Source organism: Curtobacterium sp. NPDC092190, assembly GCF_044755625.1.
Lineage (GTDB): Bacteria > Actinomycetota > Actinomycetes > Actinomycetales > Microbacteriaceae > Curtobacterium.
Map to the genome: position 1 here is coordinate 606,617 of NZ_JBIVRJ010000001.1, position 14,166 is coordinate 620,782.

Here is a 14,166-nt window from a genome sequence, read left to right on the forward strand (position 1 = left end):
CCGCGGCCTCCCCCGGACACCGGCGACCGCCCCCGGGTACCGTCGGTGTCCTCGCGGACCGAGCGGAAGGGGCACCCGTGGACTCTCGCGCCGTGCGGTCCTTCCGTGCGTTCGTCGTCGCCACGGCCGTCGTCGCGATCGTGCTCGGCATCGTGGCCGTCGTCTGGCCCGCGCCGTCGATCGTGCTCGTCGCCCTCGTCTTCGGCGTCTACCTCGTGGTCGCCGGCACGATGCGCGTGGTCGCCGCGGTCCGCGGGCACGGGACGTCCGCGGTGTGGCGGTGGACGGCGGGTGCCGTCGGCGGGCTCGTCGGGGTGGCGGGACTCGTCGCGCTCCTCGCTCCCGCCGTCCCGCTCCTCGTCTACGCGGTGCTGGCCGGGGTGGGGTTCCTCGTGGAGGGCGTCGCCGCGCTCGTCGGTGCCGTCGTGGGCCACCCCGGTTCCTCGCGATCGCCGACCGTGGTGAGCGGCCTGCTGTCGTGCATCGGCGGCGTGGTCGTGCTCGTCGCGCCGGCGCTCGCGCTGTCGGTCTTCACGGTGTTCTCCGGCATCGCGCTGATCGGCGTCGGCGCGGCCGCGCTCCTCCTGCTGCCGCCGCGCGCTGCGGTCCGCCGTGAGGCGGTCGGCACCGGTCGCACCGACCGGCGGTGAGGGTCGCCAGCCCCGACGACCGGTGACCGCCGACCGGGTGCAGACTCCGCGCTGCCGGTCCCGAACAGCAGGCCTGGCCGGGTGACGGCTACGCGCTGCCCGTCCCGAACAGCAGGCCGAGGCCGTACGTCACGACGGCGGCGCCGAAGCCGATCGCGAGCTGGCGCAGCGCCCGCCGCAGCGGCGACGCGCCGCTGAGCACGCCGACGACCGCGCCGGTGCCGAGGAGCGCGATGCCGACCAGCACGGCCGCGAGCACGATCGCCGGCCAGCCCTCGAGCCCGAACAGGTACGGCAGCACGGGGATGATCGCGCCCGAGGCGAAGAAGCAGAAGCTCGACACCGCCGCACTCGTGCCGCTCCCCACCGCCTCGTGGTCGTCGGTCGCGGCGGCTGCCGTGACCGTTCGACCGCCGAGGACCTCGGCCGCGTGCTCCTGCGCCGCGGCCTCGTCCATGCCCCGGGCCCGGTAGACCAACGCGAGCTCGTTCGCGTCGACGTCGAGGTCGGCCACCGCGCGCCCGGCCTCGGGGTGGGGTGCGGAGGCGTCGAGCAGCTCGCGTTGGGACCGCACCGAGACGTACTCCCCCGCCCCCATGGACAGCGCGCCGGCGAGCAGCCCGGCGATGCCGCTGAGCAGCACGAAGTGCCGATCGGCGCCCGAGGCACTGATGCCGATGATCAGCGCGAGGTTCGAGACGAGTCCGTCGTTGGCGCCGAACACCGCTGCGCGGAAGGTGCCGGACAACCGCATGCGCCCGCGGTTCGCGAGGCCGCGGACGACCTCGCCGTGGATCCGCTCGTCGGCCGCCATGCGCGCGGTCGCGTCGTCGTCGTCGGCGTAGGGCGAACGGTCCTCGGCGCGCTGCATGAGCGCCAGGACGAACACGGAACCGAACCGCTTCGCGAGCGCGGCGAGGACCCGGGTGCGGAGGCTGCCGCGGAGCGGGCGCCCGACGTCGTCACCGAGCAGGTCGAGCCAGTGCTGCTCGTGCCGGCCCTCGGCGTCGGCGAGTGCGGCGAGGATCTCGCGTTCCTCACCGGTCCTGCGGGTCGACAGGTTCCGGTAGACCGCGGCCTCCGCCCGCTCGTCCGCCAGGTAGCGGCGCCAGCGGCGGACGTCCGCTGCGGTGGGTGCGGTGGGGCGGTCGTCCTGGAGGCTCACAGCACCGATCCTGCCCGCTCGGCCCGACACGTGGTCGCGCCGCACCGCGGGTGGCCGGTTCCTGCGTGTCGAGACCACCGAGGACCGGGCGAGACGCCGCCGTCCCCACGAGACGCCGCCGGATCCGACGGCGTCTCGCTCGCTCCGGTCCGTCTCACAGCGACGCCGGCGTGTCGGCACGCCGGTGACTCGACGCGACGCACGGGCGGACACGCGACAGGGCGCGGACCGGAGGCCGTGCGCGGTGTCGCGCCGTGCCTCCCGTCCGCGCCCTGTCGGCGTGGTGACCGGGTGCGGTGACCGGGGTCAGTCCCGCACGTAGGCGGGAGCCGCCTCGGCGTGCGCGTCGCCGACGCGGTGCACGCGCAGGTCGTTCGTCGAACCCTCGAGTCCGGGGGGCGAGCCGGCCGTCACGATGACCCGGTCGCCGGGGGCGGCGAGGCCGTTCGCGAGCAGCACGTCGTCGACCTGCGAGAACAGCTCGTCGGTGTGCGTCTTGCGCTCCACGAGGAACGAGCGGACGCCCCAGGTGAGCGCCATGCGGCGACGCGTGGCCTCGTTCGGGGTGAAGGCGATGATGGGCAGGCCGTGGCGCAGTCGGGACATGCGGCGGGCCGAGTCGCCGGACTCGGTGAAGACGCAGAGGTACGACGCCTCGGTGAACTCGGCGATCTCGACCGCGGCGAGCGTGATCGCGCCACCGAGCGTGCGCGGCTTCGTGCCGAGCGGCGCGATGCGCTCGAGGCCGTGGTCCTCGGTCGACTCGACGATGCGGGCCATGGTGCGGACCGTCTGCACCGGGTACTCGCCGACGCTGGTCTCGCCCGAGAGCATGACGGCGTCCGCGCCGTCGAGGACGGCGTTCGCGACGTCGGAGGTCTCGGCGCGGGTCGGGATCGGCGACGAGATCATCGACTCGAGCATCTGCGTCGCGACGATGACCGGCTTCGCCATGCGGCGGGACAGCTCGACGGCGCGCTTCTGCACGATCGGGACGGCCTCGAGCGGGAGCTCCACGCCGAGGTCACCACGGGCGACCATGATGCTGTCGAAGGCGTCGATGATCTCCTCGAGGGCGTCGACGGCCTGCGGCTTCTCGACCTTGGCGATGATCGGGAGGCGCTTGCCCTCCTCGTCCATGATCTCGTGGGCGCGGACGACGTCCGAGGCGTTGCGGACGAACGACAGCGCGATGAGGTCGGCGCCCTGACGGATCGCCCAGCGGAGGTCCGCCTCGTCCTTCTCGCTCAGCGCGGGGACGTTGACGGCGACGCCGGGCAGGTTGATGCCCTTGTTGTTCGAGACCGTACCGGCGACGACGACCTCGGTGCGGACACGCACGCCGTCGGTGTCGAGCACGCGCAGGCGCACACGGCCGTCGTCGATGAGCAGCGGGTCACCGGGCTTGACGTCCTGCGGCAGGCCCTTGAACGTCGTGCCGCAGATCTCCTTCGAGCCGGGGACGTCCTCGGTCGTGATCGTGAAGACGTCACCGACCGCGAGCTCGTGCGGACCGTCGGCGAACTTCGCCAGACGGATCTTCGGACCCTGCAGGTCGACGAGGATCGCGACCGGCTTGCCGAGGTCCTCCGCGGCGCGACGGACGTTCTCGTAGTTGGCCTCGTGGACGCTGTAGTCACCGTGGCTGAGGTTGAGGCGGGCGACGTCGACGCCCGCTTCGATGATCTCCTTGACGGTCTCGTAGTCCGACGTAGCCGGACCGAGCGTCGAAACGATCTTTGCGCGTCTCAATGGATTCCTTCGTGTGGTGGGTGGTGCCGGTTTCCGCGCTGTGGGGCCGCGCGGAACGAGAGCAGGCCACCAGCACCCTATCGAGTGCCGGTGGCCTGCTGCTCATCGGTGGACCGGTGTTCCGGGGGCGTTCACGGCGTCAGACCGTGAGCGCGCGGTCGGTGGCCTTGACGGGCGCCGGCAGGATCGTCGAGCCCTCGAGGTACTCGTCGACCTTGGACGCAGCCGCGCGTCCCTCGGCGATGGCCCAGACGATGAGCGACTGGCCACGGCCGGCGTCGCCCGCCACGAACACGCCCGGCTCGTTCGTCGAGTAGTCGGCCTGGCGGGCGACCGCGCCCGACACCGTGGCGGGGAGCCCGAGCTGCGGCTCGATCGTGTCGGTCTCCGGACCGGTGAAGCCCATCGCGATGAGCACCAGGTCGGCGGGTATCTCGCGCTCCGTGCCCGCCTTCGGCACGCGCCGGCCGTCGAGGTACTCGGTCTCCGCGACCCGGAGCGCGCGGACCTCGCCGGCGGCGTTGCCGAGGAACTCGACGGTCGACGCCAGGAAGTGCCGCTCGCCGCCCTCCTCGTGGGCGCTCGTCACCTCGAACACCGTCGGGAACATCGGCCACGGCTGCTCGGACGGACGTTCGAGCGGCGGCTGCTTGCCGATCGCCAGGTTCGTCACGCTCAGGGCGCCCTGACGGTGGGCCGTGCCGATGCAGTCGGCGCCGGTGTCGCCACCGCCGATGACGACGACGTGCTTGCCCTCGGCGGTGAGCTGGTTGTCGACGGTGGTCCCCGCGTTCGCCTTGTTCTGCTGGACGAGGTAGTCCATCGCGTAGTGGACGCCCTCGAGGTCGCGCCCCGGGATCGGCAGGTCGCGCGGCACCGTGGCGCCCGTCGCGACGACGACCGCGTCGTAGCGGGACTTCAGGTCGTCCCAGGTGATGTCGACGCCGATCTCCACACCGGCGCGGAAGCGGGTGCCCTCGGCCTGCATCTGGGCGAGGCGCGCGTCGATCTGGCGCTTCTCCATCTTGAAGTCCGGGATGCCGTAGCGCAGCAGGCCGCCGATGCGGTCGTCGCGCTCGTACACGGCGACCGTGTGCCCGGCGCGCGTGAGCTGCTGGGCGGCCGCGAGACCGGCGGGGCCGGACCCGACCACCGCGACGGTCTTGCCGGTCAGGCGCTCCGGCGGGTGCGGGGTGACCCAGCCGTTCTTGTACGCCTCGTCGATGATCGAGACCTCGACCTGCTTGATCGTGACCGGCGGCTGGTTGATGCCGAGCACGCAGGACGCCTCGCACGGGGCCGGGCAGAGCTTCCCGGTGAACTCCGGGAAGTTGTTGGTCGCGTGCAGACGCTCGATCGCCTGTCGACCCTCACCGCGCCAGGTCAGGTCGTTCCACTCCGGGATGAGGTTCCCGAGCGGGCAGCCCTGGTGGCAGAAGGGCACGCCGCAGTCCATGCAGCGACCGGCCTGTCGCTTCAGGGCACCGGACTCCTGCTGCTCGTAGACCTCCTTCCAGTCCATGAGGCGCACGGGCACGGGACGGCGGGGCGGGAGCTCGCGCTCCTGCACCTTGAGGAAGCCCTTCGGGTCAGCCATGGTTCGCCTCCTGCTCGGTCTGGGTCTGGACGGGGGTGTGGGTCTGCGTGTCCGCGTCGGTCGGGATCCGCGTCCGCACGGCGGCCCGGGTCGTGTCAGCCACCGGTGACCTCCAGGATGCGGTTCCAGACGATGGTGCCGTCGGGGTCGAGGCCCTCGTCGACCGCCTGCTGGCGGGTCGCGAGCACGGCGGCGTAGTCCCGCGGGAGCACCTTGACGAAGTCGCCGAGGTCGCCGGAGTCGAGCAGGTCGCCGGCCACGGTCGACCCGGTCTCGGCGAGGTGCTGCCGGAGCAGGTCGGTGACGATCTCGACGTCGGCGCTGTCCAGTTCCTCGAGCCGCAGCTCACCGGTCGCCAGCGCGTCGGCGTTCACGTGTTCCCGACGGAGGCCGCGCACGTACGCGGTGCCGCCGGACATGCCGGCGCCGAGGTTGCGTCCGGTCTCGCCCAGGATCAGTGCGAGCCCGCCGGTCATGTACTCGAGTGCGTGGTCGCCGACGCCCTCGACGACCGCGGTCGCGCCGGAGTTGCGGACGAGGAAGCGCTCGCCCACGATGCCGCGGATGAACATGCTGCCCTGGGTCGCGCCGTAGCCGATGACGTTGCCGGCGATGACGTTCTCCGACGGTTCGAACGCCGACTCGGTGTCCGGACGGACGACGATGGCGCCGCCGGACAGGCCCTTGCCGACGTAGTCGTTGCTGTCCCCGACCAGGCGGAGCGTGATGCCGGCCGGCAGGAACGCACCGAGGGACTGCCCGGCCGAGCCGCGCAGCGTGATGTCGATCGACCCGGCGGGCAGGCCGTGCTCGCCGTGCCGCAGCGTGACCTCGTGGCCGAGCATGGTGCCGACCGCGCGCTCCGTGTTGCGGATCGGCAGGTCGAGCGCGACGGAACCACCGTGCTCCAGCACGTCCGCCGTCTGCTGGACGAGCTGCACGTCGAAGTGCTCGTCGAGCTCGTGGTCCTGCTCACGCAGGTGGCGTCGGGGCTCGTCGCGGCCGAACTCCGGTCCGTGCAGCACCGGCGCGAGGTCGAGACCGGAGGCCTTCCAGTGCTCGACGGCACGGTCGGTGTCGAGCGCGTCGACCTGCCCGATCGCCTCGTCCAGCGTGCGGAAGCCGAGCTCGGCGAGGAGCTCCCGGACCTCCTGCGCGATGAACTCGAAGAAGTTGACGACGAACTCCGGCTTGCCCGTGAAGCGCTTCCGGAGCTCCGGGTTCTGCGTCGCGACGCCGACCGGGCACGTGTCCAGGTGGCAGACGCGCATGAGGATGCAGCCCTCGACGACGAGCGGAGCCGTCGCGAAGCCGTACTCCTCGGCGCCGAGCAGCGCCGCCACGACGACGTCACGGCCGGTCTTCATCTGCCCGTCCACCTGGACGACCACCCGGTCGCGCATGCCGTTCAGCATCAGGGTCTGCTGGGTCTCGGCGAGACCGATCTCCCACGGGGTGCCCGCGTGCTTCAGCGAGTTGAGCGGGGACGCGCCGGTGCCACCGTCGTGGCCCGACACGAGCACGACGTCGGCCAGCGCCTTCGTCACGCCCGCTGCGACCGCGCCGATGCCGGACTGGCTCACGAGCTTCACGTGGACGCGCGCGGCCGGGTTCGCCCGCTTGACGTCGAAGATCAGCTGCTTGAGGTCCTCGATCGAGTAGATGTCGTGGTGCGGCGGCGGCGAGATGAGTCCGACGCCGGCGGTCGCGTGCCGCGTGCGGGCGACCCACGGGTACACCTTCGTCGGGGGCAGCTGCCCGCCCTCGCCCGGCTTCGCGCCCTGCGCCATCTTCAGCTGGATGTCGGTCGCGTGCGTCAGGTACATGCTCGTGACGCCGAACCGACCGGAGGCGACCTGCTTGATCGCACTGCGACGCTCGGGGTCGAGCAGACGCTCGACGTCCTCGCCGCCCTCGCCCGTGTTCGAGCGCGCACCGAGGCGGTTCATCGCGATCGCGAGGGTCTCGTGGGCCTCTTGTGAGATCGACCCGTAGGACATCGCGCCGGTGTTGAACCGCTGCACGATCGACTCGATCGGCTCGACCTCGTCCAACGCGATCGGCTTCCGGACGCCGTGACGGAACCGGAACAGACCGCGGAGCGTCATGAGCTCCTCGGACTGGTCGTCGACCGCCTGCGAGTACTCGCGGAAGATGTCGTACCGGCGGGCACGGGTGGCGTGCTGGAGCCGGAACACCGTGTCCGGGTTGAACAGGTGCGGCGGACCCTCACGGCGCCACTGGTACTCGCCGCCGGTCTGCAGCCGCTCGTGCGACAGCACGGCGCCGTCCTGCGGGTACGCCTGGGCGTGCCGCTCGGCGTTCTCCTTGGCGATGACCTCGATCCCGACGCCACCGAGGATGGACGACGTCCCGGTGAAGTACCGGTCGACGAACTCCTGGCTGAGCCCGACCGCCTCGAACGCCTGGGCGCCGGCGTAGCTGGACACCGTCGAGATGCCCATCTTCGACATGATCTTGAGCACGCCCTTGCCGAGCGCCTTGATGACGTTCCGGACGGCCTGCTCCGGGGTGATCCCGGTGATCATCCCCGAGCGCACGAGGTTCTCGCAGGTCTCCATGGCCAGGTACGGGTTGATCGCCGAGGCGCCGTAGCCGATCAGGGTCGCGACGTGGTGGACCTCGCGCACGTCGCCGGCCTCGACGATGAGTCCGACCTTCATGCGCTGCTCGGTGCGGATGAGGTGGTGGTGCACCGCAGCGAGCAGCAGCAGGCTCGGCACGGGTGCCTGCTCGGCGTTGCCGTCACGGTCGGACAGCACGATGAACTGCTTGCCCGACTCGATCGCCTGGTCGACCTCGTCGCAGACCGCGGCGATGCGCTTCTGCATCGCCTTCTTGCCCGCGTCGACGCGGTACAGGCCCTTGATCGTCACCGTCAGGTGCCGACCGGACTCCGTCTCGAAGTGCTGGATCTTCGCGAGCTCGTCGTTGTCGATCACCGGGAAGTCGAGCACGATCTGCTTCGCGTGCTCGGGGCCGGCGCTCAGCAGGTTGCGCTCCGGCCCGAGGCCCATGCCCATCGAGGTGATGACCTGCTCGCGGATCGAGTCCAGCGGCGGGTTCGTCACCTGCGCGAACTGCTGCGTGAAGTAGTCGAACAGCAGGCGCGGGCGCTCGGAGAGCACGGCGATCGGCGTGTCCGAGCCCATCGCGCCGAGGGGCTCCGCACCCGTCTGCGCCATCGGGCGGAGGAGGATGCGGACCTCTTCCTCCGTGTAGCCGAACGCGCGCTGTCGCCGGGTCACCGACGCCGGGGTGTGGACGATGTGCTCGCGCTCCGGCAGGTCGCTCAGGTTGATCCGGCCCTCGTCGAGCCACTGCGCCCACGGGCCCGAGGTCGCCAGCTCGCGCTTGACCTCGTCGTCCTCGATGATCCGCCCGGCCTCGGTGTCGACGACGAACATCCGACCGGGACGCAGGCGGCCCTTGCGGACGACCTTGCCCGGCGGCACGTCGATGACGCCCGTCTCCGAGCCCATCACGATGAGGCCGTCGTCGGTCACCAGGAATCGCCCGGGACGCAGGCCGTTGCGGTCGAGCGTCGCGCCGACGACCGCGCCGTCGGTGAACGTGATGGCCGCCGGGCCGTCCCACGGCTCCATGAGCATCGAGTGGTACTCGTAGAACGCCCGCAGGTCTGGGTCCATCCCGACCTGGTTCTCCCAGGCCTCCGGCACCATCATCGACACCGCGTGCGGCAGGCTGCGGCCGGTCAGCGTGAGCAGCTCGAGGGTCTCGTCGAACGACGCCGAGTCGCTCGCGCCCGGGCTGACGATCGGCAGCAGCGGTGCGAGGTCGCCGAGCAGCTCGCTCTCGAGCTGCGACTGGCGCGCCCGCATCCAGTTCCGGTTGCCGCGGACGGTGTTGATCTCGCCGTTGTGGGCGAGCGTTCGGAACGGTTGCGCCAGCGGCCACGACGGGAAGGTGTTCGTCGAGTACCGCGAGTGCACGATCGCGAGCTTCGAGGCGAAGCGCTCGTCGCTGAGGTCCGGGTAGAACGGCTCGAGCTGGAGCGTCGTGACCATGCCCTTGTAGACCGTGGTGCGGCTCGACAGCGACATGAAGTAGACCTCGACGCCGTGCTCCGCGCGCTTGCGCAGTCGGAAGGCCTGCCGGTCGAGGGCGATACCGCTCCAGGCGGCGCCGTGCACGTCGTGTCGGGTGGAGGCGACGAACAGCTGCTCGAACGCCGGCATCGCGGCGCGCGCGAGCGTCCCGAGGACCTCCGGCCGAACCGGGACCGCACGCCACCCGAGGACCTTCAGGCCCTCCTCGCGGGCCAGGCGCTCGACCGCACCCTTCACCGCGTGGCGCTCGTCCTCGTCGACGGGCAGGTAGGCCGTCCCGACGGCGTACTCCCCCGCGGCGGGCAGGTCGAACGGCACCTCGTCGCGCAGGAACGCGTCCGGCACCTGGCACAGGATGCCCGCGCCGTCACCGGTGCCCGCGTCGGAACCGACGGCACCGCGGTGCTCGAGGTTCCGGAGTGCACCCAGCGCGGCGTCGACGATGTCGTGCCCCGCGGTACCGCGGAGCGTCGCGACCATCGCGAGGCCGCAGGCGTCCTTCTCGTTCGCCGGGTCGTACGCACCGGTCGCCTCGGGCACGGCCGAGAATCGTCGGTGCGCCGGCTGCAGGGAGCGCGTCGAACGGGGGGCAGGGTCTGGCTGGAGCGCCATGGGGAACCGTCCTCACGAGGGAGTGGAACAGGGACGTCGGTGGCCCGGTGGTGCGTTCCGCCCGAGCGGGCGGACCTGGTGCCCGTGCGCGTCGCCGTGGAGGGTGCGCAGACGACGCGCGAGGTGGCGGGGCCGCTCGTGGCGACCCGACCGATCGGATGGTGCCCCGCGGCCGGCGGGTGCCGTCCGAGGAGCCGGTGCTGCCGATCGCGGAGTTACCGCGTGCGGCCTGCTGCTGGGACCGGATCGGCGTCGTCGGCGACCGCCGGAGCGTCGACGTCGTGTTCCGACCAGGTGTCGTCCGAGTCTACATCGGAGGACCGACGCGGCTCGCGACCCGGCAGGTACGGGCTGGGCTCGTTGCCGGTGTGCCGACGGGTCTGCACGAGGAAGATCACGATGCCGAGCAGGATCGCGGCGAAGGACATCCAGACGTTCGTGCGGATCCCGGCGAAGGTCTCGCTCGTGTCGACGCGGATGGACTCGAGGACCGAGCGACCGGTGCCGTACCAGATCAGGTAGAGCGCCATGACCTTGCCCCACTGCAGCCGGAACCGCTTGTCGAGCAGCAGGATCACGACGACGCCCACGACGTTCCAGATGATCTCGTAGAGGAAGGTCGGGTGGAACAGGGTGCCCTCGGGCAGCCCCTTCGGGAACGCCGCGTTCGACGACTCGATCTCGAGCCCCCACGGCAGGCTCGTCGGCATGCCGAAGAGCTCGTGGTTGAAGTAGTTGCCGAGGCGACCGAACGCCTGGGCGAGCAGGACGCCGGGAGCGATCGCGTCGATCAGGGTCGAGAAGCGCAGGCCCACCTGACGGCACCCGATGTACGCACCGACCGACCCGAGGATGAGCGCGCCGAAGATGGCCAGCCCGCCCTCCCAGATGTAGAGGAATGAGAGCGGGTCACGCCCCGGCCCGAAGTAGTCGCTGACGTGGCTGAACACGTGGAACAACCGACCGCCGATGATGCCGGCGGGCACCGCCCAGATCGCGATGTCGATGATGATCCAGCGCTCGACCCCGCGGGCGTTGAGCCGCCGGTTCGCGAGCACGACGGCCGCGACGATGCCCAGCAGGATGCAGATCGCGTACGCGTGGATGCGGAAGTCGAGCGGGAGCGACCACCCGAAGACGTCGCGCAGCCAGGCGGTCAGGTCGAAGTACTGCCACGCGGTGCTCGGGCTCGGGATGCTCAGGAGGGGCATGGAGGTGCTGTCGCCTTTCGGTGCTGGACGGCCGCGGTGCCGCTGGAGGGTCGGCCCCGCTCACTGTAGCGCGGGAACCGCGCCGACCAGGAACGGGGTGGGTCGACCTGTGGGAACTGGGAGCACGGCGCACGGGAGGCGCGGTGCCGGTGGGCCGGTCGGCCCACCGACACCGCGCCTCCCGTCCGGACCGGTGCTCGCCTCAGCTGCGCGCGGCGCCGCTGGTCAGGTCGGCCGCGCGGTCCGCGACCCCCTGCACGCCGAGGTCGGCGAGGGCGCGCACGAAGGCGGACCCGACGATCGCCCCGTCGGCGTACTCGAGGACCTCGCGCACCTGGTCTGCCGTCGAGATGCCGAGGCCGACGCACGTGCGCTCCACACCGGCGTCGCGCAGTCGCGACACGACGGTGCGGGCGGCGGTGTCGACGCCGACGCGGGCGCCGGTGACGCCCATCGTCGACACGGCGTAGACGAAGCCGCGGCTGGAGCGGACCGCCTGCTCCATGCGGGTGTCCGTCGAGGACGGCGCCGCGAGGAAGACCCGGTCGAGCCCGGTGCGCTCGGAGGCGTCGATCCAGGCGCGACCCTCGTCCGGGATGAGGTCCGGGGTGATGAGCCCGGACGCCCCGGCCGCGACGAGGTCGTCGGCGAACCGGTCGACCCCGTACCGGAGCACCGGGTTCCAGTAGGTCATGACGAGCACGGGCACGTCGACACGGCTCGTGATCTGGTCGACGGCGTCGAAGACCTGCGCGACACGGAAGCCGTTCGCCAGGCTCTCCTCCGCGGCGCGCTGGATCACCGGACCGTCCATCACCGGGTCGGAGTACGGCAGGCCGAGCTCGATGACGTCGACGCCGTTCTCGGCGAGGGCGACCGCCGCGTCCACGCTCGTCTGCAGGTCGGGGAAGCCGGCGGGCAGGTACCCGACGACGGCTCCGGCGCGCTCGGCGTTGGCGGTGTCGATCGTCGTCGCGACCGAGGTGGAGGGACCGGGGTTCGTCACAGCTGCACCGCGTTCTCGTCGAGGATGCCGAAGTAGCGACTGGCGGACGCGACGTCCTTGTCACCACGTCCGGACAGGGACACCAGCACGACGCCGTCGGGGCCGAGCTCCTTGCCCAGCTTGATCGCCCCTGCGAGCGCGTGCGCCGACTCGATGGCCGGCAGGATGCCCTCGGTCCGGCCGAGCAGGCGGAAGGCCTCCATCGCCTCGGCGTCGGTGATCGGCGAGTACTGCGCGCGGCCGATCGAGGCCAGGTAGGCGTGCTCGGGACCGACGCTCGGGTAGTCGAGGCCCGCCGAGATGCTGTGGCTCTCGATGGTCTGGCCGTCCTCGTCCTGCATGAGGTACGACATCGTGCCCTGGAGGACACCGGTGCGCCCGAGCGAGATGCTCGCGGCGTGCCGCCCCGTCTCGATGCCGTCGCCGCCGGCCTCGAAGCCGTGCAACCGGACCGACTCGTCGTCGAGGAAGGCCTCGAAGATGCCCATCGCGTTCGAGCCGCCGCCGACGCACGCGGCGACGGCGTCCGGCAGGCGACCGATGCGGTCGAGGACCTGCTGTCGGGCCTCTTCGCCGATCACCTTGTGGAACTCGCGGACCATCTCCGGGAACGGGTGCGGCCCCGCGACGGTGCCGAGCAGGTAGTGCGTCGAGTCGACGTTCGCCACCCAGTCGCGCAGCGCGTCGTTGATGGCGTCCTTCAGCGTGCGCGAACCCGTCTCGACCGGGATCACCTCGGCGCCGAGCAGCCGCATCCGCGCCACGTTCAGTGCCTGGCGCTCGGTGTCGACGGCGCCCATGTACACGACGCAGTCCATCCCGAAGAGCGCAGCGGCGGTGGCCGTCGCGACACCGTGCTGCCCGGCTCCCGTCTCGGCGATGAGCCGGGTCTTGCCGAGCCGCTTCGCGACGAGGGCCTGACCGAGCACGTTGTTGATCTTGTGCGAACCGGTGTGGTTGAGGTCCTCGCGCTTGAGGATGATCCGGGCACCACCGGCGTGCTTCGCGAACCGCGGCGCCTCGGTGATGATCGACGGGCGGCCGGTGTACTCGCGCTGGAGCGTGTCGAGCTCCTCGCGGAACGCCGGGTCCGCCCAGGCCGCGCGGAAGGCGGTCTCGAGCTCGTCGAGCGCGAGCACGAGCGACTCGGGGACGAAGCGTCCGCCGAAGTCGCCGAAGTACGGGCCCTGCAGGTCACGGAGTGAGGTCACGGTGGGTCTCCCGGGGTGTTCGGACGCCCCGGTGTGCGGGGCGACCGGTGGGACGGTGTCGGTCAGGCGCGCGGGCGGCCGGAGCCGTCCGCGGCGGCGATGAACGACGCGAGGGTGGTGGCGGGGTCCGCGCCCGTGACGAGCGCCTCCCCCACCAGGACGACGTCGGCACCCGCTGCGCGGTAGTGGGCGACGTCGGCGGGCCCGGCGACGGCCGACTCGGCGACGCGCACGACCCCGTCGGGGATGCGGTCGGCGAGGGAGCCGAAGAGGTCGCGGTCCAGCGAGAAGTCGGTGAGGTCGCGGGCGTTGACGCCGAGGATCCGCGCGCCGGCGTCGAGGCCACGGGAGACCTCGTCACCGGAGTGCGCCTCGACGAGCACGCGCATGCCGAGCTGCTCGGCGAGCTCGTGCAGCTCCACGAGCTGTCGCTGCTCCAGCGCCGCCACGATCAGCAGCACCAGGTCGGCACCGGCCGCACGGGCCTCGAACACCTGGTACGGGTCGGCGATGAAGTCCTTGCGGAGCACCGGCAGCGACACGCGCGCCTTCACCGCCTCGAGGTCGGCGAGGCTGCCGAGGAACTTCCGCCCCTCGGTGAGCACGCTGATCGTCGACGCTCCGCCACGCTCGTAGTCGGCGGCGAGGGCGGCCGGGTCCTCGATGGGCGCCATGGAGCCGCGCGACGGGCTCGCGCGCTTGACCTCGGCGAGGATCTTCACGCGGTCGCCGGGCGACAGGAAGTCGAGGGCGTCGAGCGGCGACGCCACCCGGTCCAGGTCGCGCTCGACGTCCGAGAGCGGACGGTCGACACGACGGGCGGCGGCGTCCTCGAGCGCGCCCGCGACGAGGGTCTCGAGCACGTTCGGCA

The 14,166-nt window shown here is 71.7% G+C and carries 9 protein-coding genes; 1 reads left to right on the forward strand and 8 read right to left on the reverse strand.

The window, feature by feature from the left end:
• Positions 1-77: 77 nt before the first annotated feature.
• The gene (locus tag ACIQFY_RS02835) at positions 78-650 is read left to right on the forward strand and encodes an HdeD family acid-resistance protein (protein ID WP_158407755.1); all 573 of its coding nucleotides are present in this window, start codon (positions 78-80) and stop codon (positions 648-650) included.
• Between the two features lie 88 nt (positions 651-738).
• On the opposite strand, the gene ACIQFY_RS02840 is transcribed toward ACIQFY_RS02835, so the two are convergent.
• The 8 genes from ACIQFY_RS02840 to trpC all read right to left on the reverse strand — a co-directional run bounded on the left by ACIQFY_RS02840 (position 739) and on the right by trpC (position 14,158).
• Positions 739-1,815, reverse strand: coding sequence for a VIT1/CCC1 transporter family protein (locus ACIQFY_RS02840; protein WP_251155024.1), 1,077 nt, complete (start codon positions 1,813-1,815; stop codon positions 739-741).
• A 306-nt stretch (positions 1,816-2,121) separates the two neighbouring features.
• Positions 2,122-3,567: a pyruvate kinase gene (gene pyk / locus ACIQFY_RS02845; RefSeq protein WP_066654495.1), complete on the reverse strand. Its 1,446-nt coding sequence runs from the start codon at positions 3,565-3,567 to the stop codon at positions 2,122-2,124.
• 139 nt (positions 3,568-3,706) lie between these two features.
• Positions 3,707-5,164 carry a glutamate synthase subunit beta gene (locus tag ACIQFY_RS02850; protein WP_066654496.1) on the reverse strand — a complete coding sequence of 486 codons (1,458 nt, stop codon included), beginning with the start codon at positions 5,162-5,164 and terminating at the stop codon, positions 3,707-3,709.
• A gap of 95 nt (positions 5,165-5,259) precedes the next feature.
• Complete coding sequence (gene gltB, locus ACIQFY_RS02855; protein WP_400338393.1) at positions 5,260-9,735, reverse strand: glutamate synthase large subunit; 4,476 nt, start codon at positions 9,733-9,735, stop codon at positions 5,260-5,262.
• A gap of 347 nt (positions 9,736-10,082) precedes the next feature.
• Positions 10,083-11,078, reverse strand: coding sequence for a prolipoprotein diacylglyceryl transferase (lgt, locus tag ACIQFY_RS02860; protein ID WP_400338180.1), 996 nt, complete (start codon positions 11,076-11,078; stop codon positions 10,083-10,085).
• Between the two features lie 202 nt (positions 11,079-11,280).
• Positions 11,281-12,084 (reverse strand): tryptophan synthase subunit alpha, encoded by an 804-nt coding sequence (gene trpA, locus ACIQFY_RS02865; protein ID WP_066654497.1) that lies wholly within the window; start codon positions 12,082-12,084, stop codon positions 11,281-11,283.
• Positions 12,081-13,295 (reverse strand): tryptophan synthase subunit beta, encoded by a 1,215-nt coding sequence (gene trpB / locus ACIQFY_RS02870; protein ID WP_066654498.1) that lies wholly within the window; start codon positions 13,293-13,295, stop codon positions 12,081-12,083. The genes trpA and trpB overlap by 4 nt, the downstream gene beginning before the upstream one ends.
• Positions 13,296-13,357: 62 nt before the next feature.
• Positions 13,358-14,158: an indole-3-glycerol phosphate synthase TrpC gene (gene trpC / locus ACIQFY_RS02875; RefSeq protein ID WP_400338395.1), complete on the reverse strand. Its 801-nt coding sequence runs from the start codon at positions 14,156-14,158 to the stop codon at positions 13,358-13,360.
• Positions 14,159-14,166: the final 8 nt, after the last annotated feature.

Excerpts from the sequence above, each read along its gene's own strand:
- ACIQFY_RS02850 (WP_066654496.1), bottom strand. The coding sequence starts at position 5,164 with ATGGCTGACCCGAAGGGCTTCCTCAAGGTGCAGGAGCGCGAGCTCCCG.
- gltB (WP_400338393.1), bottom strand. The coding sequence starts at position 9,735 with ATGGTCGCGACGCTCCGCGGTACCGCGGGGCACGACATCGTCGACGCC.
- lgt (WP_400338180.1), bottom strand. The coding sequence starts at position 11,078 with ATGCCCCTCCTGAGCATCCCGAGCCCGAGCACCGCGTGGCAGTACTTC.